Origin of the sequence: Bacillus sp. AY2-1 (genome assembly GCF_008368965.1) — a bacterium.
Lineage (GTDB): Bacteria > Bacillota > Bacilli > Bacillales > Bacillaceae_G > Bacillus_A > Bacillus_A thuringiensis_S.
The window spans coordinates 39801-59441 of record NZ_QPEL01000069.1 but is presented as its reverse complement, the minus strand read 5'-3'; the positions used below and the strand labels follow the sequence as shown (position 1 = coordinate 59441).

The window sequence follows — 19641 nt, the reverse complement described above, 5'->3', positions numbered from 1 at the left end:
CAATGGATAAACGAATTTCAATTGCTATAGATGGTCCAGCAGCTGCTGGTAAAAGTACAGTGGCAAAAGTTGTTGCGAAGGAACTTTCTTACGTTTATATTGATACAGGCGCAATGTACCGTACGCTTACATATGCAGCCCTTGAACAAAAAGTAGATATTGAAAATGAAGAGCAGTTAATGGAAGTTGTAAGGAATGTAAATATTGAATTTCAGCAAGGAGAAAATACACAGCTTGTATTTTTAAATGGACAAGATGTTTCTGAAGTAATTCGTACACCTGATGTGACGAATCGAGTATCTATTGTAGCAAAGCATCGCCTTGTTCGTGAAGAAATGGTACGCCGTCAGCAAGATTTAGCGAAAAAAGGCGGCGTTGTAATGGACGGCCGTGATATTGGTACACATGTATTACCGGATGCTGAAGTGAAAATCTTTATGCTTGCTTCTGTTGAAGAAAGAGCGGAAAGAAGACATTTAGAAAATTTAAATAAAGGTTTCGATTCTAATTTAGAGCAGCTAAAAGAAGAAATTGCTCAGCGTGATAAATTAGATTCAGAACGCGAAGTTTCTCCACTAAAAAAGGCTGATGATGCATTGGAATTAGATACGACTTCTTTATCAATTGAAGAAGTTGTCCAAAAAATTATGAGTATTGTTTCAGGAGTGTTTGCGAAATAAAGAAAGGGGATGATCCCCTTTCTTTTTTGTTTAAATAGAAATGTAAAGGATACGTGAATTGTGAGTCTCTTTCCTTGACAAATGAGCTGATTTGTAAGAAGTTAGTTAAAGAGGAATAAAACTGTCAGAATATATTCGCTATTATATTTCAAAACATACTTTTTTCAAGCTGGTTTTGCTGTATACTATTTATATAGGTTTAATATATTTTCTTATGAATGGTATTGAAAAAAGTATGTGATGAGAAATTCTTAAACATGCAAATGAAAACTTTGTTTTCATTTCGTATATACATAAAAAATGCTTTGTCAATTCTGTAGGGAGGTATTTCCATGGTAGAGAAAATGAATGAAGAAGTTATGGATTCAAAAGAATTACAAGTTGGTGACGTTGTTACAGGTTCTGTAACGAAAGTTGAAGAGAAACAAGTGCTTGTAAATGTTGGATACAAAACAGATGGCGTAATTCCAATTAGTGAATTAGCTAACGTTCATATTGAAAAAGCAAGCGATGTTGTAGAATTAGATCAAACACTAGAGTTGAAAATTATTAAATTAGAAGAAGATGATCTTGTCTTGTCTAAACGTGCTGTTGATGCAGAAAAAGCATGGGTAGAATTACAAGAGAAATTTACTTCTGGTCATGTGTTTGATGTTACTGTAAAAGATATTGTGAATGGCGGATTAGTTGTGGATCTTGGGGTTCGCGGTTTTATCCCAGCTTCACTTGTAGAAGTACATTATGTAGAAGACTTTACTGACTATAAAGGTAAAACGTTAGCGGTGAAAATTGTTGAATTAGACCGTGAAAAAAATCGTGTAATCCTTTCGCATAAAGCGGTAGTAGAATTAGAACTAGATTCTAAGAAAAAAGAAGCAATTTCTTCATTAAAAGAAGGGGACGTTGTTGAAGGAACAGTGCAACGATTAACTGACTTTGGTGCTTTCGTTAACGTTGGTGGCGTGGACGGTTTAGTTCACATTTCACAAATTTCACACGAACGTGTAGAGCAACCTTCTGAAGTTTTAGAGCAAGGTCAAAAGGTTAAGGTAAAGGTGTTATCTGTTGATGCTGATACACAACGTATTTCTTTATCGATTAAAGCAGCTCAACCAGGACCTTGGGAAAACGTTGCTGGCGAAATAAAAGCTGGAGATATTCGTGAGGGCGTAGTAAAACGCCTTGTTACATTTGGTGCATTCGTTGAGATTTTACCTGGCGTTGAAGGACTTGTACACGTATCTCAAATTGCAAATCGTCACGTGAAAAATCCGAATGAAGTATTGGAAATGGGACAAGAAGTAAAAGTGAAAGTACTTGAAGTTCACGCAGCAGAGAAACGTATTTCTTTAAGTATAAAAGAAGCGCTTGAGGAAAATAATGTAATTGAAGATTATAGTCAGTATGAGCCAAATGCTGATTCTGCTACTTTCCAATTAAGTGATATTATTGGTGAACAACTGAAAAAATTAAAGAAATAATGAGGGGTACAAGTGGTAAGGGCAAAACGTAAATTAGATCATATTGAATACGCTCTTTCTACTGGTCAGTCTCGTACGCATGGCTTTCATGATATTGATTTTGTGCATCAAAGCTTGCCAAATTCAAATTATGACACAATAACATGTGAAACAAAAATCGGCGAACTTTCACTAAGTTCGCCGATTTTTATCAATGCGATGACTGGTGGTGGAGGAGAGAAAACGTTACATATCAATGAGCAATTAGCATATGTAGCGAAACAACATAACCTTGCTATGGCTGTAGGTTCGCAAATGGCGGCGTTAAAAGATGAAAGTGAGGCTGCTTCTTATAAGGTGATCAGAAAGGTAAACCCAAATGGTATTTTCTTTGCTAATTTAGGTAGTGAGGCAACTATCGAGCAGGCAGAGCGTGCCGTTGATATGATTGAAGCGAATGCATTGCAAATTCATTTAAATGTCATACAAGAGTTAACAATGCCAGAAGGAGACCGTGATTTTACTGGCGTACTTCAGCGTATTGAGAAAATTGTTTTAAATAGTAAAGTTCCTGTCATTGTAAAAGAAGTTGGATTTGGGATGAGTAAGGAAACAATGCAACAGTTAGCGAACGTAGGTGTAACGGCAATTGATATTGGTGGGCAAGGTGGTACGAATTTTGCTGCTGTTGAAAATGAAAGAAGACAGCGAATGCTTTCTTATTTTAATAACTGGGGCATACAAACAGCAACCTCGATTATTGAAGCAACCTCTACAAATAATAACCTCTCTTTTATTGCATCAGGGGGTATACAGACAGCGCTTGACGTAGCGAAAGCAATCGCATTAGGGGCGAATACAACTGCGTTTGCTGGTTACTTTTTACGTATTTTAATGCAAGATGGTATCGAGAAATTAGTGGATGAAATTGAGCTTCTACATACAGATTTGAAATTTATTATGACAGCTCTTGGTGCGAAGACGATAGAAGAGTTGCAATCTGTACCTCTTGTTGTAAAAGGTGAAACATATCATTGGTTAATGCAGCGTGGTATTGATACTGCGCATTATAGTAGGAGATAAAAAATCAACCGTTCGGTTGATTTTTTGTTTTCTTTTCTTTCTCGTAATATAAAGTGGAGAATGGAATTGGTATTTTATAAAAATTGTAATTGAAAAAAGGTTAAAAAATGAAGATGATTAGTTACTGGATTTTTGAGAGGACTTGCTTTTATAAGGGAAATAGGTGGGGGTAAAAGAAGTGATAGGAGGATATAGTACACAAAATATTATTTCAATATAAATAAAAATCATTAAAATGATTATGCAAAAGACGGTTTCGTACAACATCGAAACCGTCTTTTTGTATTAATTAGTGCTGGTTTTGTTTTCGAGCCTGCTCTGGTGTATCAAGTCCAGTTGCACCTGGATATTGTAGTGATTGATTACGATCAGATTCAACGCGGCGTGATTCTCGTAGTTTTCGTTCTTGGCGATCTTTACCCATAATAAATAACACCTCCTTGTTAAAAGTGTTGCTGTTATAAGAAAAAACTATGCGTAAATAAAGTGGATTAACTTTCATAAAAAGTTCCCATAATGGAAAACATAGGAGGTGAAGTTGATGGATGGAAGTACTTTTTATTTTGTAGCTTGGATAGGGTGGATCATCGTAACCTTTTTTATGAAAAAGGACCCTATTCGGTGGAAGTTAGGCGCTTGTATAATGATTTTTATAATTTGCTCTCCGTTACATGTAACGATTGCCTCATTCGTGGTATCAGTAAATGCTCTTCTACTTTGTATTATTTCTTTTATAGGAATTACGCTATATTCTGTTTGGAAAAAATTATATAGCTTACTTTCGGCACTTATTATTGCAATGTTATATACAAGTTTTCATTTGTTAGAAATATATGATCCGATTTGGATTGTGGTGGATAGAGTGTTTCTGCTAAGTAGTGCTCTTGTGTATGCATCGGTGTTATTGCATGGGGATCGCATATTACGATTATGTTCCCTATATGTAGGGATGTTACAAGGAGAGTTGCTAGTGACATTTATTTTTCGGAAATTGAATTTTCCATATGATTACGGTAGTTTAGCATTTTTTGATATCGTCGCCGTTTCTACATTATTCATGGCAGTATTGTTTTGGATTGCAAAAGCATCAGTATACATGGAACAGTTTAAGAGAAAAACACGTAAAAGAAAGGCGAGGGTAATGCATGACTGAATATACATCAGCCATTTTATGCGGCGTAATAGCGGGGACAGTTACAAGAGTGTTAATGCTTCGGACGGATACGCGGCAATATCCGACGAGGCTGCATGGGAAAATTATTCATATTGCAATGGGGTTAATTGCAGCTGCTTTAGGAGCGATTGCAATCCCGTCTATTTTGAAAAAAGATTTTTCTGCCATTACATTTCTTACGTTAGCGGCAACACAATTTCGTGATGTACGTAATATGGAAAGAAACACGCTTCAACAATTAGATGGATATGAGCTCGTACCGCGTGGAAATACATATATTGAAGGAATTGCATTGGTTTTTGAAAGTCGCAACTATTTGGCGATGTTAACGTCGTTTGCAACGACATTTGCGTATATAGGGTTCCGTTCATGGATTGCGGGAGTAATTATGGCTATAATCGCATTTTTTATTGCGAAAAAATTAATGTCTGGAAAAAGGCTACATGATCTTGTTGAAATTGAGCACGTGCCCCTTCGTTTTGAAGGGGCAGGACTGTATATTGATAATATTTATATTATGAATATTGGATTGCCGGCGAGGCAAGAAGAGATTATGAAATATGGCATGGGGTTTATTTTAAAACCGAAATCAATTGATGCGATGGTGACAATCTCAAATTTAGGGCAACGGCAAGCTGTTTTACACGATGTTTCGGTGGCGCTAGGGATTTATAGAGATTCTGGTACACCAGCGCTTGTACCGTTAGCAAAGCGTGATTTAGAGGATGGTAGGGTTGGAATTTTTGTCTTACCGCAAGATCAAGATGCAGAGAAAGCGATAAGTGTTATAGGAAATGTACCAACGTTAGAAAGTGCCGTCCATATGTCATCGGAAGCCCCGAAAGGAAGGGGAGATAAGAGATGATGTTAGAAAGCGTTATCCTGGCAGTTATTACAACAGCGCCAGAAAAATTTGCAGGTGGTGCTCCTTTATTTGTTTGTGAGTCGATGGAGGAACTAGAATTTGTTGCAAATAATTTAGAGGCAATTTTAGATGGTATTGCGCATCGCTTACAAGAGAATGTATATATTATTGTGAAACATTAGGAACGTGTGTTATAATGTGAGGTGTTTTGATACGTTGAGAAATATTCTGGAATGCAAATCCCTTCTTGCACAAAGAAGGGTTTTTTACATAATAAACAGAAGCAAGTTGAAAGGATGAAAGTATATGCCGAAACCAGTAATAGCAATAGTAGGCCGCCCGAACGTAGGAAAATCTACTATTTTCAATAGAATAGTTGGAGAAAGAGTTTCAATCGTAGAAGATATCCCAGGTATAACTCGAGACCGTATTTATAGTGCGGGAGAATGGTTAAATCATGAGTTTAACATTATTGATACAGGTGGAATTGATATTGGAGACGAGCCGTTCTTGACACAAATTCGTCAACAGGCGGAAGTTGCGATTGATGAAGCAGATGTTATCATTTTTATGACGAATGGTCGCGATGGTGTAACTGCAGCGGATGAAGAAGTTGCTAAAATTTTGTATCGTTCTAAAAAACCAATTGTACTTGCGGTAAATAAGGTTGATAATCCAGAAATGCGTAGTGATATTTATGATTTTTATTCATTAGGATTTGGCGAGCCATTCCCGATTTCAGGTACACACGGTTTAGGACTTGGTGATTTGTTAGATGAAGCTGCAAATCATTTTCCAAAGATTGAAGAAGAGGCGTATGACGATGAAACAATCCGTTTCTCTTTAATTGGACGTCCAAATGTAGGGAAATCATCGCTTGTAAATGCACTTCTTGGTCAAGAACGTGTAATTGTAAGTAATATCGCAGGAACGACGCGTGATGCTGTCGATACACCATATAGTAAAGATGATCAAGATTATGTAATCATTGATACAGCTGGTATGCGTAAAAAAGGAAAAGTATATGAAAGTACAGAAAAGTATAGTGTACTTCGTGCACTTAGAGCGATTGAACGTTCTGACGTTGTTTTAGTTGTTTTAGACGGAGAAGAAGGAATTATTGAGCAAGATAAAAAAATCGCTGGATATGCTCATGATTCAGGACGAGCTGTTATTATCGTTGTAAACAAATGGGATGCAGTGAAAAAAGATGAAAAAACAATGAAAGCATTTGAAGAAAATATTCGTGCTCATTTCCAATTCTTGGATTATGCACCGATTGTATTCTTATCTGCAAAAACGAAAAAACGTACACAAACGTTATTACCGGTTATCAATGAGGTAAATGAAAGCCATAGTATCCGTGTACAAACAAACGTATTAAACGATGTAATTATGGATGCGGTAGCGATGAATCCAACACCGACTCATAATGGTAGCCGTCTGAAAATCTTCTATGCGACACAGGTTGCGGTAAAACCACCGACATTTGTTGTGTTTGTAAACGATACAGAATTAATGCACTTTTCATATGAGCGCTTCTTAAAGAATCGTTTACGTGAAGCGTTCGGTTTTGTAGGAACGCCGATTCACATTATTGCTCGAGCAAGAGACTAATGGAGAGGATGTGATTTTATGACAAAAATCACAGTAGTAGGAGCAGGTAGCTGGGGAACAGCGTTAGCGATGGTATTAGCTGACAATGGACATGATGTACGTATTTGGGGAAATCGCTCAGAACTTATGGATGAAATGAATACGAAACATGAGAATAGTCGATATCTCCCAGGCATTACATTGCCAAGCACAATCGTAGCCTACTCTTCTTTAGAAGAAGCATTAGTAGATGTAAATACAGTACTGCTAGTAGTACCGACGAAAGCGTACAGAGATGTATTACAAGAGATGAAAGAAATTGTTACAGAACCGATTACTTGGATTCATGCGAGTAAAGGGATTGAACCTGGTACGTCAAAACGTATTTCGGAAGTGATCGAGGAAGAAATTCCAGAGAACTTAATTAAAGATGTTGTTGTATTGTCTGGACCGAGTCATGCTGAAGAAGTTGGTTTACGACAAGCGACAACAGTTACGTCTGCAGCAAAGCGTATGGAAGCGGCTGAGGAAGTACAAGATTTATTTATGAATAGTTATTTCCGTGTATACACAAATCCAGATATCGTTGGAGTTGAACTTGGTGGTGCGTTAAAAAATATTATCGCATTAGCTGCTGGTATAACTGATGGTCTTGGATTAGGTGATAATGCAAAAGCGGCATTGATGACACGTGGTTTAACAGAGATTGCTCGTTTAGGAAGAAAAATGGGCGGGAATCCGTTAACGTTTGCTGGTCTAACCGGTATGGGAGACTTAATTGTAACTTGTACAAGTGTTCATAGCCGAAATTGGCGCGCTGGAAATATGCTTGGAAAAGGACATTCTTTAGAAGAAGTGTTAGAAAGCATGGGTATGGTTGTAGAAGGTGTAAGAACAACGAAAGCTGCTCATGAATTGGCAGAGAAAATGGAAGTTGAAATGCCGATTACAGCTGCTTTATATGACGTGCTGTTCAATGGGAATAACGTAAAAGATGCGGTAGGCTCATTGATGGGACGTGTTCGAAAACATGAAGTGGAAGCTATACCTGACTTACTGTAAAGAAAAGCGACAGAAGTACATTTGTACTTCTGTCGCTTTTTTATTTTATGGGTCTTTTCACCATTTTTTTATTTTTGCATAGGATGAAGAGTAACTTGAGGAGAGGGTGAAAAGAATGGATAATAACATTTTTAATAATATTGAGAAGGAAGCGAAAGTAAATAAAGAGGATATTTTTAAATTAGCGTCATCCGTGCAAAATGCGAATTTACGTGATGAAACTGTACTTCGTCAATTAATTCATCAAGTGGCTCTTATGGCGGGACGTGAAGTGCCGAAAGAGCAAGAGGATCAAATTGTAAAAGCGATTATTAATAATAATATGCCAGCAGATTTTGGCTCGTTAAGCAAAATGTTTAAAAAATAAATTATGAGAAACAAAGAGTTTGTAGATTGCATATGATAGCCATGAAAGAATGGGAATAGAGCTGTTTTTGGGCATATTTGGTCAACCGAAGCGAGAGATACAATCGCTTCGGTTTTATTTTTATCTAGATTAGTGGAAAATGCTGAAAAACCTATTGATTAAAGTTACATATTCGTAATTTGTAGTAAAATGTTCTTTTTGTATTTGTTTAAAGATTTTAATTTGTTAAAATAGTATAAAAATAGATTAATAAAAAGGGGTGTGTATATGTCAGAAGGGCTTATGAAAATGTGGTTGGCTTTAGGGGCAATTGGATTTATGTTTTTTGCAGTAAGTTTTATTTTATTAAGTAGACATAAAATACAGAATAAATTTTTGAAAGGGATTACAGCGTTAGTAGCGTACACCCTTATGGTTGTGTCAGGAATTGTTATTTTTCTTGTTGTATTTAGTGGACCTGTACAGCAGTAAATGGAATGGTCTCGAAAATACTACATACGGAGCAAGTTATATTAGTATGAAAAGGTGATGCTAGTGAAAAAAGTCCATATTATTTTAATATTTTGTTGTATGAGCCTTTTAACGGGGTGTCTGTATCCGAAAGAAAATATGAAGCAAAATGCGGTTCCTTATGAAGATCAGCTACAGGTTGTTCAAAAAGCTGTTGTGACATTTAAGGAGCAAAATGATGGGATATTGCCAATTAAGACGAGGGATATGAGTACACCTATTTATCAAAAGTATCCAATCGACTTTCAACAGATTGCCCCGCGTTACATACAAGAAGCACCAGGGAATGCATATGAAAGTGGAGGAGTATATCAATACGTATTAATAGACGTTGAAACAAATCCAACAGTAAAGTTAATTGATGTTAGGATGGCTGAACAAATTCAGGAACTATCTTTAAAGCTTAGGATGTATCGTGATGAACATCAATATCCACCTTTTAAAAAAGTAATTTCAGATGGTGTATATGAATTGGATTTTAAAAAACTAGGATATAAAGATGTGCCACAAGTGACAAGTCCATATTCTGGTAAAGGACTTCCTTTTGTAATTAATGAAAAAGGAGAAGTTTTTGTTGATTATAGAATCGACTTATATGACGCTTTGAAAAAAAATGAAGGGCAGTTTACGGAGGGAGAAGATATTCGAAATATACTTTCGAAAGGTTCCCCGTTTGTACCAGCTTATTCTTTACCGTACACAGTAAAGGACGGAGAACCAATTTTTTTAAAATCATAAGTCATGAACCTTTCTTTTAGTGAATAAGTTCTAGAAGAAAGGTTTTTTATGTTATACAACTTACGATGCAAACAAAAGATATTTTTTAATAGTCATATGAAATTGGACAAAATTATATGATATATTGTCCGAACTTCTAGAATACCATTATATTATATCAGATATTATAGGCAACGTTAGAGAAGGTATTAGTTGACTATAAACGCGGAATTATTCCCAAAAATTTTGAGGGAGGGAATCACTTGGAAAAGGTAGATATTTTTAAAGATATTGCAGAACGAACAGGCGGTGATATTTATTTTGGAGTTGTAGGAGCTGTTCGAACAGGGAAATCAACATTCATTAAAAAATTTATGGAACTTGTAGTTATTCCAAATATTGAGAATGAGTCTGACCGTCAAAGAGCGCAGGATGAATTGCCTCAAAGTGCTGCTGGTCGTACAATTATGACGACGGAACCGAAGTTTGTTCCAAACCAAGCGGTTTCTATCGAAGTAGATGAAGGACTTGAAGTGAATATTCGATTAGTAGATTGTGTTGGATATACGGTTCCAGGAGCGAAGGGCTATGAAGATGAGAATGGCCCGCGCATGATTAATACCCCTTGGTATGAAGAACCTATTCCATTCCATGAAGCTGCAGAAATCGGCACGCGTAAAGTAATTCAAGAACATTCAACAATTGGTGTTGTAATTACAACAGATGGAACAATTGGTGAAATTCCAAGAAGAGATTATATAGAGGCAGAAGAACGCGTTGTAAATGAATTGAAAGAAGTAGGAAAACCTTTCATTATGATAATTAATACGGTACAGCCGTATCATCCAGATACAGAGCAATTACGCCAAAGTTTATCAGAAGAATATGATATCCCGGTTATTGCAATGAGTGTGGAGAGTTTAAGAGAAACAGATGTATATAATGTACTTCGTGAAGCGCTATTTGAATTCCCTGTATTAGAAGTGAATGTGAACCTTCCGAGCTGGGTAATGGTGCTAAATGAAGGGCATTGGTTGCGTCAAAGTTATCAAGAAGCAGTTCAAGAAACTGTGAAGGATATAAAACGTCTTCGTGATGTGGATCGGGTTGTTTGGCAGTTTAGTCAATATGAATTTATTGATCGAGCGAGCTTAGCTGGCATTGATATGGGGCAAGGTGTGGCGGAGATTGATTTATATGCGCCAGATGAATTATATGATCAGATTTTAAAAGAAGTAGTAGGGGTAGAAATTCGGGGGAAAGATCATTTATTGAAGCTTATGCTCGATTTATCTCATGCGAAAACAGAATACGACCAAGTCGCAGACGCACTGCGTATGGTTAAACAAACAGGATATGGTGTAGCAGCGCCTGCGCTAGCAGATATGAGCTTAGATGAGCCAGAAATTATTCGTCACGGTTCAAGGTTTGGTGTGAAGTTAAAAGCGGTAGCGCCATCCATTCATATGATTAAAGTAGATGTAGAGTCAACGTTTGAACCGATCATTGGTACTGAAAAGCAAAGTGAAGAATTAGTTCGTTATTTAATGCAAGATTTTGAAGATGACCCGTTATCAATTTGGAATTCTGATATATTTGGACGTTCGCTTAGCTCAATTGTTCGAGAAGGAATTCAAGCGAAATTATCCTTAATGCCAGAAAACGCTAGATATAAATTAAAAGAAACGCTAGAAAGAATTATTAATGAAGGATCTGGCGGATTAATTGCGATTATACTATAAGAAAAATCCCTCTCATTGTAGAGGGATTTTTTGTTTTTTTTTGATTATAAAATAGAAAAATAAACAGTCATTATCTAATACATTGTTGTAAATTGTCAAGTTTCATCAGATTTTCACATTTTCACAGTAACAATTTCCTTAAAAATATTGAATTATAAAGGAGAATCGTATAATATAGGCGTTGATAATGATTTATCTACATCTTTGTAGTATAGAATTTGTAAAAATTGCCTACAAATGAAAGTAAGACTCATTTTATGATCATTATACAGTCTTATCTTTGGGAGGAGGTGAATGGCATGAACAAGACAGATTTAATCAATGCTGTTGCAGAAGCAAGTTCCCTTTCTAAAAAGGACGCAACAAAAGCAGTAGACGCTGTTTTTGATTCTATCTTAGAAGCTTTAAAACAAGGTGATAAAGTACAACTGATCGGATTCGGTAACTTCGAAGTTCGTGAGCGTGCGGCTCGTAAAGGTCGTAACCCACAAACAGGTGAGGAGATTGAAATCGCTGCAAGTAAAGTACCTGCATTCAAACCTGGTAAAGCGTTAAAAGATGCGGTTAAATAATCCTTACATATTAACAGGGAAGAAGAGTTTCCTTTTTGGGAACTCTTCTTTTTGCTTTTAAAAACATAAATATGCTAGAATGTGTTCGTATCACTTTTAGGTTTTCGGGAGGGCTAGCGGATGGCAAAAGTTAATTTAGAACAAATTGAACATGCAGTACGCCTTATTTTAGAGGCGATTGGGGATGATCCAAATCGTGAGGGAGTACTTGATACACCAAAACGTGTTGCAAAAATGTACGCAGAAGTGTTCTCAGGTATGCATGAAGATCCGAAAGAGCATTTGCATAAAGTATTCGGAGAAGATCACGAAGAGCTTGTACTAGTAAAAGATATACCATTTTATTCGATGTGTGAGCATCATTTAGTTCCATTCTATGGAGTTGCTCACGTTGCATATATTCCGCAAGGTGGAAAGGTGACAGGGTTAAGTAAATTAGCTCGTACTGTAGATACAATTGCACGTCGTCCACAACTGCAAGAACGTATTACATCAACAGTAGCGAACTCTATTATGGAAGTATTAGAGCCTCATGGTGTAATGGTAGTAGTAGAAGCAGAACATATGTGTATGACGATGCGTGGTGTGAAAAAACCAGGTGCGAAAACAGTAACGACAGCAGTGCGTGGTGTGCTTGAAAATGATGCTGCAGCGCGCAGTGAAATTTTATCGTTTATTAAAACGAAGTAAAGAAAAGCGGGAAACTGCTTTTCTTTTTTTTTTTAGTAAATAAATGATATAGTTTTAGCTAGACAGAGTGAGATTAGAAAAATTGCTTACATGAATGGTAGGTGTAGCCAAGTTTTGGTTATAGAAAATAGAGTGTATGTGTTATAATAAGTTTTATGAATTAGAAAACAAGGGTGATTTTTTGTGTGTGACATCTACGGAGGGTATGCGGGTATAAAAGAGAAATTGATGGAGAAATTACGCCATCCTTATTTTATAAACTATATTGAAGAACCATTTATTGATGAAGAAAAGATAGCATTGTTATATGGTGCTTTAAAGAGTGCAAACTTACATATAGAACAAATTGAGCATTACGTAGTAACGATTATGCTTGTGCAAATTGCGCTTGATACGCATGAAAAGGTATCAAATAAAGCAGGCGAGGAAGCGATTGAATCGCATAAATGTCGTCAATTAACAGTACTTGCAGGCGATTACTATAGTGGACTATATTATTATTTATTGTCTATGAATCGTGATATTGTTTTAATTCGTGCACTTGCTGAAGGAATTAAAGAGATAAATGAACACAAAATTATGTTATACCAAAAAGCGCATGAAACGACGGATGACATAATGAAAAGCGTAGTAACGATTGAGTCTGCGCTCCTTCAAAAAACATGTGATCATTTTCATTTATCACATTGGAAGCCATTTATCACATACGTATTAGGTGGAAATCGTCTTCAAAAAGAAATTCAATTGTATGCTGATAAACAACATTCACCTGTTTTTCAAGCGATGCAAGATGCTTTAGGGGATAAAGCAGAAGTAGTGATTAATAGTTGGATGATGGAATTGAGAAAGAAAGAAAAACAATTTTTAGAAAATCACATAGACATTAATGAAATAAATTCTGTGTTAAGGGATAAATAGAAGACATAAGCAATTTTACATTGGAAGAAGGTACGAGCATGCAACAATCAAAAGAAGAAAGAGTACATGACGTATTTGAAAAGATTTCTGATAAATACGATGTGATGAATTCTGTAATTAGTTTTCAAAGACATAAAGCGTGGCGTAAAGAAACGATGCGAATTATGGATGTACAACCAGGCAGTCAAGCGCTTGATGTATGCTGTGGAACCGCAGATTGGACAATTGCGCTAGCTGGAGCGGTAGGTGAACAAGGAAAGGTTGTTGGCTTAGACTTCAGTGAAAATATGTTATCTGTCGGTAAGCAAAAGGTAGAGGCGTTACAATTAAAACAAGTAGAACTTCTACATGGGAATGCAATGGAACTTCCATTTGAAGATAATACGTTTGATTATGTGACGATTGGGTTTGGTTTACGTAACGTACCGGATTATATGCACGTATTAAAAGAAATGACACGTGTAGTAAAACCAGGTGGAAAAGTAATCTGTTTAGAAACATCTCAACCAACAATGATTGGTTTTCGACAAGGGTATATTTTATACTTTAAATATATCATGCCGTTATTTGGAAAGATGTTTGCGAAAAGTTATAAAGAATATTCATGGCTTCAAGAATCTGCTAGTACGTTCCCAGGGATGAAAGAACTGGCTCAAATGTTTGAGCAAGCTGGACTTGAACGTGTGCAAGTAAAACCATTTACTTTTGGGGTAGCAGCGATGCATTTAGGTATTAAACCAGAATCAAAATAGAAAAAAGAAGTTTTAGGTTAAGGTGAACAATATGAAGTTACAACTTATGTACTCTTTTTTACGATCGGATATTAATGTGATAGAAAAAGAATTAAAAAAGACAGTCGCTTCTGAACAGCCATTAGTAGAAGAGGCAGCATTACAGCTTATTGAAGCTGGTGGGAAGCGAATTCGTCCTGTATTTGTGTTGCTTGCAGGGAAATTTGGAGATTATAAGTTAGATGCAATTAAGCATGTTGCTGTTGCGTTAGAACTTATTCATATGGCTTCTCTTGTTCACGATGATGTTATTGATGCTGCATTTTTACGACGCGGCAGTGCGACTGTGAATGCAAAATGGGGAGATCGTATTGCGATGTATACAGGGGACTATCTGTTCGCTAAGTCTCTTGAATGTATAACAAATATCGAAATTCCAGAGGCACATCAAGCGTTATCGCATACTATTTTAGAAGTCTGTAAAGGTGAAATTGAACAAATTAAAGATAAATACAATTATGACCAAAATTTAAGAACGTATTTAAGAAGAATAAAGCGAAAAACAGCATTATTAATTGCCGCGAGTTGTCAATTGGGAGCGATTGCTGCTGGTGCTAATCGTGATACGGTAAATCGTCTATTTTGGTATGGGTATTTTGTAGGAATGTCTTATCAAATTATTGATGACATTTTAGACTTCGTTTCTACAGAAGAGAAACTTGGAAAACCTGCTGGTGGAGATTTACTACAAGGGAATATTACACTTCCTGCTTTATATGCGATGGAAGATCCCGTACTTCGTCAGAAAATCACATCTGTACATGAAAATTCAACAGCAAGTGAAATGCAAGAAATTATTGATGCTGTAAAAAATAGTACAGCAATTGATCAAGCATTTGCGTTTAGTGAACGTTATTTACATAAAGCTTTAGAAATAATAAAACCACTCCCACGTGGACAAGCAAAGTACGCATTACAAAATGTTGCAAAGTATATTGGAAAACGAAAATTTTAATGTTTATTCTAAAAAATAAAATAATCTCTCTATTTCAAAACTATTGCACAATTGTGATAAGGGTGATAATATGTGTGTGGGGATATACAATTACATACATAATTCAGAAGTGGAGAGATTTTTTATGGAAAAAACATTTCTAATGGTAAAACCAGACGGTGTACAACGTGCCTTCATTGGGGAAATTGTAGCTCGTTTTGAGAAAAAAGGCTTTCAATTAGTTGGTGCAAAATTAATGCAAGTCACTCCGGAAATTGCTGGACAACACTACGCTGAGCATAAGGAAAAACCTTTCTTTGGTGAGTTAGTAGACTTTATTACATCTGGACCTGTGTTCGCAATGGTATGGCAAGGTGAAGGTGTAGTAGATACAGCGCGTAACATGATGGGGAAAACAAGACCACATGAAGCAGCTCCTGGAACAATTCGTGGAGATTTCGGTGTAACTGTTGCGAAAAACATTATCCATGGTTCTGATTCTTTAGAAAGCGCAGAGCGCGAGATTGCTATTTTCTTTAAAGAAGAAGAATTAGTTGACTACTCAAAATTAATGAATGAATGGATTTACTAATTATTTTGAAATAATTTGTAAACGCTTTAATCACTGTGATAATAGTAAAAAGTGCAAGAAGAATAGGGGTATTCTTCTTGCACTTTTTTTATTTTCAATTAGTTACGAAGTTTGAGCTGTTATGATATATTGATATTTAAATTAGGCCTATCGGAAATATAGAATAAGAAAATGGTCGATATATGATATAATTTCTTTAATATTTTTAGAATGATAAAAGTTAATATAGTGAGATAAATACATATACGAAAAGAGGAATAACGTATGCGATATATTACAGCTGGTGAATCTCATGGTCCGCAACTTACAACAATTATAGAGGGTGTTCCAGCAGGATTGTCTTTAGTAGCGGATGATATAAACGAAGAGTTAGCTAGAAGGCAAAAGGGGTATGGGCGTGGTAGACGCATGCAAATTGAAACGGATCAAGTGCAAATTTTAAGTGGTGTTAGACATGGAGAAACATTAGGTTCCCCTATTGCACTCGTTGTTGAAAATCGTGATTTTGCCCATTGGATAAAAGTTATGGGTGCAGAACCTTTAACGAAACAAGAAGAAAAAGAGATGAAAAGGAAAGTGACAAAACCAAGGCCTGGGCATGCTGATTTAAATGGTGCAATTAAATATGGTCATAGAGATATGAGGAATGTACTGGAACGTTCGTCAGCGCGCGAAACGACGGTGCGTGTTGCTGCTGGTGCGGTTGCTAAAAAGGTGTTAGCAGAACTTGGTATTAAAGTGGCGGGCCATGTAATTGAAATTGGCGGTGTACAAGCTAAGGAGGTTACGTATAGTTCAATTGAAGAATTAAAGAGTATTACAGAAGCATCTCCTGTACGTTGCTTAGATGACGAAGCTGGTAACCAAATGATGAAAGCGATTGATGATGCGAAAGCAAATGGTGATTCAATTGGTGGAATCGTTGAAGTAATTGTGGAAGGAATGCCAATTGGAGTAGGTAGCTACGTGCATTATGATCGAAAACTGGATGCGAAATTAGCAGCTGCAATTATGAGTATTAATGCTTTTAAAGGTGTCGAGATTGGAATTGGTTTTGAAGCAGCGCATAGACCGGGAAGTGAAGTTCATGATGAAATTCTATGGAATGAGGAGCATGGATATACAAAAAGAACAAATAATGCAGGTGGATTGGAAGGTGGTATGACGACTGGAATGCCAATTGTTGTGCGCGGTGTGATGAAACCGATACCTACACTTTATAAACCTCTTCAAAGTGTAGATATTGATACGAAAGAGCCTTTTACAGCGAGCATTGAACGTTCAGATAGTTGTGCAGTACCAGCAGCTAGTGTCGTTGCAGAAGCGGTTGTGGCTTGGGAATTAGCAACAGCTTTAATAGAACAATTCGGATTAGATCGTATGGAACTGATTCGTGAAAATATTGAGAAACATAATGAATATGCGAGGGGATTTTAATGGGAAACATACATATTCAAACGAAATCAAAAGAATATGATGTACATGTTGGTAAAGAAGCGTTGTCACACTTAACAATGATCGTTCAAAATATGCAGCCAGCTGTATCTAACGTAATGATCATTTCAGATGAAGCTGTTGCATCACTACATTTACAGACAGTTATCGATGCATTACAAGTGGAGCAGGACGTGTTTTCGTTTGTTGTACCAAGTGGCGAAAAAGAGAAGTCTTTCGAAAATTTCTATGCGGCTCATACGTCAGCTCTTGAAAATAAATTAGATAGAAATTCTTTAATTCTTGCACTGGGAGGCGGAATGATTGGAGATTTAGCTGGTTTTGTTGCTGCATCGTTTATGCGTGGTATTCGCTTTGTGCAGGTTCCGACGACTTTATTAGCGCACGATAGCGCAGTAGGTGGGAAAGTAGCGATTAATCATCCGTTAGGTAAAAATATGATTGGTGCATTCCATCAGCCAGAAGCAGTTGTATATCATACACCGTTTTTACAGTCTCTTCCTAAAAAAGAGTGGCGTTCAGGTTATGCAGAGGTGATAAAGCATGCTCTTATTGGTGATGTGGAGCTATATCATTGGTTAAAAGAAGAAGTGCAAACATTAGCGGATCTTCGTGATGAGAAGTTAATCCATATATTAACGAAGGCGATTCCTGTAAAGGCAAATGTTGTATCACAAGATGAAACAGAGAAGGGTGTACGTGCCCATTTGAACTTTGGACATACGTTAGGACATGCTCTTGAAAAAGAGCTAGGGTATGGAAATATTACTCACGGTGACGGCGTAGCGGTTGGAATGTTATTCGCCATATTTTTAAGTGAGCAAGTGTACAAGGTTAATCTTGCTTATGAAGATATGAAGCAGTGGTTCTTGAAATACGGCTATCCAAAAATGCCAAGAGATTTGAATGTAGAGCGCCTCGTTCAATTGATGAAACAAGATAAGAAAGCAAATGCAGGAGCAATTCATATGGTGCTTATGCAGGAATATGGGGTAGTGAATGTCGTATCTATTTCAGATGAGACTGTTCATATTGCGTTAGAGGCATTTCAAAAAGATATGGTTTAAAATGATAGCGAAGTGTTGTGAAGTGCTCATTTAGAGGTATTCTCGTAATAGTGACGGTTATGATAAAAGATTACAGTAAGGGGCTATAACTGTATTGTAATCAAATTGAATGAAATGACTGGGGGAAGAAAAATGAGAGTGAAAGAGCAATTGTTAACTTTGAGAGCGTATGTACCTGGGAAAAACATTGAAGAAGTAAAAAGGGAATATGGATTATCGAAAATTGTGAAATTAGCATCGAACGAAAATCCATTCGGTTGCTCAGCGCGTGTGACAGAAGCATTAACTTCTTTAGCGAGCCAATATGCCCTTTATCCAGATGGATATGCCTTTGAACTTCGGACAAAAGTAGCGGAACATTTAGGTGTAAAAGCAGAACAACTACTATTTGGTAGTGGATTAGATGAAGTCATTCAAATGATTAGCCGAGCGTTACTACATGAAGGAACAAACGTTGTAATGGCGAATCCTACGTTTTCACAATATCATCACCATGCTGTTATTGAAGGAGCAGAAGTTCGTGAAGTATCACTTAAAGATGGTATTCACGATTTAGATGCAATGCTAGAGCAAGTAGATGATAAAACGAAAATTGTATGGATTTGTAATCCGAATAATCCGACAGGTACATATGTTGAGAAACAAAAATTACTTTCATTTTTAGAATCGGTTCCTAAGTCGGCTCTCGTTATTATGGACGAAGCATATTATGAATACGCGGAAGCAGAAGACTATCCGCAAACATTACCACTTCTTGAAAAGTATGAAAATCTTATGGTTTTACGCACGTTTTCAAAAGCATATGGTTTAGCTGCTTTTCGTATTGGATATGCGATTGGGGATGCGAAGTTAATCGGACAGCTAGAAGTAGCAAGGTTACCATTCAATACATCAACTGTAGCGCAATCTGTAGCACTCGCTGCATTAGAAGATCAAGCCTTTTTACAAGATTGTGTGAAAAAGAATGCTGAAGGTCTAAATCAGTATTATGCATTTTGTAAAGAATATAACGTATTCTATTATCCATCTCAAACAAATTTCATTTTCTTAAAACTTGGTATACCGGGTAATGAAGCTTTCGAACGATTAATGAAAAAAGGATATATCGTTCGTTCTGGTGCTGCATTTGGTATCGATGATGGTATTCGTATTACTGTCGGTTTGAAAGAAGAAAATGATGAAATTATAGAGTTGCTGAAAGAGCTTGTAAATGAGCAAGTACAGAAAGAAGAAACATATTCTTAAGAGATTGTGAAGGCTCCTATTATAGGAGCCTTTTTTATCGTATTAAAAATAAAGGTTGAAGACTGGTAATTAAGTTGTTCTGTAAATCACGGTTTGTATGGCTTGATAATTAGTGAGAGAA

22 protein-coding genes are annotated in these 19641 nt (G+C 36.5%); 21 read left to right on the top strand and 1 reads right to left on the bottom strand.

What is annotated here, in order from left to right; translation table 11 throughout:
* Positions 1–2: 2 nt before the first annotated feature.
* From cmk to DN403_RS17220, 3 genes are all read left to right on the top strand, one after another.
* Entirely contained in the window at positions 3–680 is a 678-nt protein-coding gene (gene cmk / locus DN403_RS17230; protein WP_000361254.1) for a (d)CMP kinase, read from the top strand.
* Positions 681–1012: 332 nt separating this feature from the next.
* Complete coding sequence (rpsA, locus tag DN403_RS17225) at positions 1013–2161, top strand: 30S ribosomal protein S1 (RefSeq protein ID WP_000229557.1); 1149 nt, start codon at positions 1013–1015, stop codon at positions 2159–2161.
* A gap of 12 nt (positions 2162–2173) precedes the next feature.
* The gene (locus tag DN403_RS17220; RefSeq protein ID WP_000251041.1) at positions 2174–3223 is read left to right on the top strand and encodes a type 2 isopentenyl-diphosphate Delta-isomerase; all 1050 of its coding nucleotides are present in this window, start codon (positions 2174–2176) and stop codon (positions 3221–3223) included.
* A 289-nt stretch (positions 3224–3512) separates the two neighbouring features.
* On the opposite strand, the gene DN403_RS17215 is transcribed toward DN403_RS17220, so the two are convergent.
* The gene (locus DN403_RS17215; RefSeq protein ID WP_000513902.1) at positions 3513–3647 is read right to left on the bottom strand and encodes a YpzI family protein; all 135 of its coding nucleotides are present in this window, start codon (positions 3645–3647) and stop codon (positions 3513–3515) included.
* Between the two features lie 117 nt (positions 3648–3764).
* On the opposite strand from DN403_RS17215, the gene DN403_RS17210 reads away from it, so the two are divergent.
* The 18 genes from DN403_RS17210 to hisC all read left to right on the top strand — a co-directional run bounded on the left by DN403_RS17210 (position 3765) and on the right by hisC (position 19520).
* The gene (locus DN403_RS17210; RefSeq protein ID WP_000349104.1) at positions 3765–4376 is read left to right on the top strand and encodes a YphA family membrane protein; all 612 of its coding nucleotides are present in this window, start codon (positions 3765–3767) and stop codon (positions 4374–4376) included.
* On the top strand, positions 4369–5262 hold the full coding sequence (locus DN403_RS17205; protein WP_000141605.1) for a YIEGIA family protein: 894 nt from the start codon (positions 4369–4371) through the stop codon (positions 5260–5262). Before DN403_RS17210 ends, DN403_RS17205 begins: the two co-directional genes overlap by 8 nt.
* Positions 5259–5444 (top strand): capping complex subunit for YIEGIA, encoded by a 186-nt coding sequence (locus DN403_RS17200; RefSeq protein ID WP_000979048.1) that lies wholly within the window; start codon positions 5259–5261, stop codon positions 5442–5444. Before DN403_RS17205 ends, DN403_RS17200 begins: the two co-directional genes overlap by 4 nt.
* Positions 5445–5568: 124 nt before the next feature.
* A complete protein-coding gene (gene der, locus DN403_RS17195; RefSeq protein ID WP_001125890.1) occupies positions 5569–6879 on the top strand; it encodes a ribosome biogenesis GTPase Der in 1311 nt (436 codons plus the stop codon).
* A gap of 18 nt (positions 6880–6897) precedes the next feature.
* A complete protein-coding gene (locus DN403_RS17190) occupies positions 6898–7920 on the top strand; it encodes an NAD(P)H-dependent glycerol-3-phosphate dehydrogenase (RefSeq protein ID WP_000161783.1) in 1023 nt (340 codons plus the stop codon).
* A gap of 115 nt (positions 7921–8035) precedes the next feature.
* Positions 8036–8287, top strand: coding sequence for a stage VI sporulation protein F (locus DN403_RS17185; RefSeq protein WP_000369753.1), 252 nt, complete (start codon positions 8036–8038; stop codon positions 8285–8287).
* 267 nt (positions 8288–8554) lie between these two features.
* Positions 8555–8758, top strand: a complete 204-nt coding sequence (locus tag DN403_RS17180) for a DUF2768 domain-containing protein (RefSeq protein WP_001289006.1) — start codon at positions 8555–8557, stop codon at positions 8756–8758.
* A 63-nt stretch (positions 8759–8821) separates the two neighbouring features.
* Positions 8822–9535, top strand: a complete 714-nt coding sequence (locus tag DN403_RS17175; RefSeq protein WP_000755479.1) for a hypothetical protein — start codon at positions 8822–8824, stop codon at positions 9533–9535.
* 242 nt (positions 9536–9777) lie between these two features.
* Positions 9778–11256 (top strand): stage IV sporulation protein A, encoded by a 1479-nt coding sequence (spoIVA, locus tag DN403_RS17170; protein ID WP_000416521.1) that lies wholly within the window; start codon positions 9778–9780, stop codon positions 11254–11256.
* Between the two features lie 299 nt (positions 11257–11555).
* Positions 11556–11828 carry an HU family DNA-binding protein gene (locus DN403_RS17165; RefSeq protein WP_001043860.1) on the top strand — a complete coding sequence of 91 codons (273 nt, stop codon included), beginning with the start codon at positions 11556–11558 and terminating at the stop codon, positions 11826–11828.
* Positions 11829–11948: 120 nt separating this feature from the next.
* The gene (gene folE / locus DN403_RS17160) at positions 11949–12518 is read left to right on the top strand and encodes a GTP cyclohydrolase I FolE (protein ID WP_001151482.1); all 570 of its coding nucleotides are present in this window, start codon (positions 11949–11951) and stop codon (positions 12516–12518) included.
* 183 nt (positions 12519–12701) lie between these two features.
* Positions 12702–13436 (top strand): heptaprenyl diphosphate synthase component 1, encoded by a 735-nt coding sequence (locus DN403_RS17155; protein WP_000332840.1) that lies wholly within the window; start codon positions 12702–12704, stop codon positions 13434–13436.
* Positions 13437–13474: 38 nt separating this feature from the next.
* Positions 13475–14188, top strand: coding sequence for a 2-heptaprenyl-1,4-naphthoquinone methyltransferase (gene menG, locus DN403_RS17150; RefSeq protein ID WP_001187674.1), 714 nt, complete (start codon positions 13475–13477; stop codon positions 14186–14188).
* Positions 14189–14219: 31 nt separating this feature from the next.
* On the top strand, positions 14220–15182 hold the full coding sequence (gene hepT / locus DN403_RS17145) for a heptaprenyl diphosphate synthase component II (protein WP_000776078.1): 963 nt from the start codon (positions 14220–14222) through the stop codon (positions 15180–15182).
* Positions 15183–15306: 124 nt separating this feature from the next.
* Complete coding sequence (ndk, locus tag DN403_RS17140; RefSeq protein ID WP_000415883.1) at positions 15307–15753, top strand: nucleoside-diphosphate kinase; 447 nt, start codon at positions 15307–15309, stop codon at positions 15751–15753.
* A gap of 264 nt (positions 15754–16017) precedes the next feature.
* Positions 16018–17190 carry a chorismate synthase gene (gene aroC / locus DN403_RS17135; protein ID WP_001269378.1) on the top strand — a complete coding sequence of 391 codons (1173 nt, stop codon included), beginning with the start codon at positions 16018–16020 and terminating at the stop codon, positions 17188–17190.
* Positions 17190–18275: a 3-dehydroquinate synthase gene (gene aroB / locus DN403_RS17130; RefSeq protein ID WP_000526805.1), complete on the top strand. Its 1086-nt coding sequence runs from the start codon at positions 17190–17192 to the stop codon at positions 18273–18275. Before aroC ends, aroB begins: the two co-directional genes overlap by 1 nt.
* Positions 18276–18407: 132 nt before the next feature.
* Positions 18408–19520: a histidinol-phosphate transaminase gene (hisC, locus tag DN403_RS17125; protein WP_001264022.1), complete on the top strand. Its 1113-nt coding sequence runs from the start codon at positions 18408–18410 to the stop codon at positions 19518–19520.
* Positions 19521–19641 lie beyond the last annotated feature (121 nt).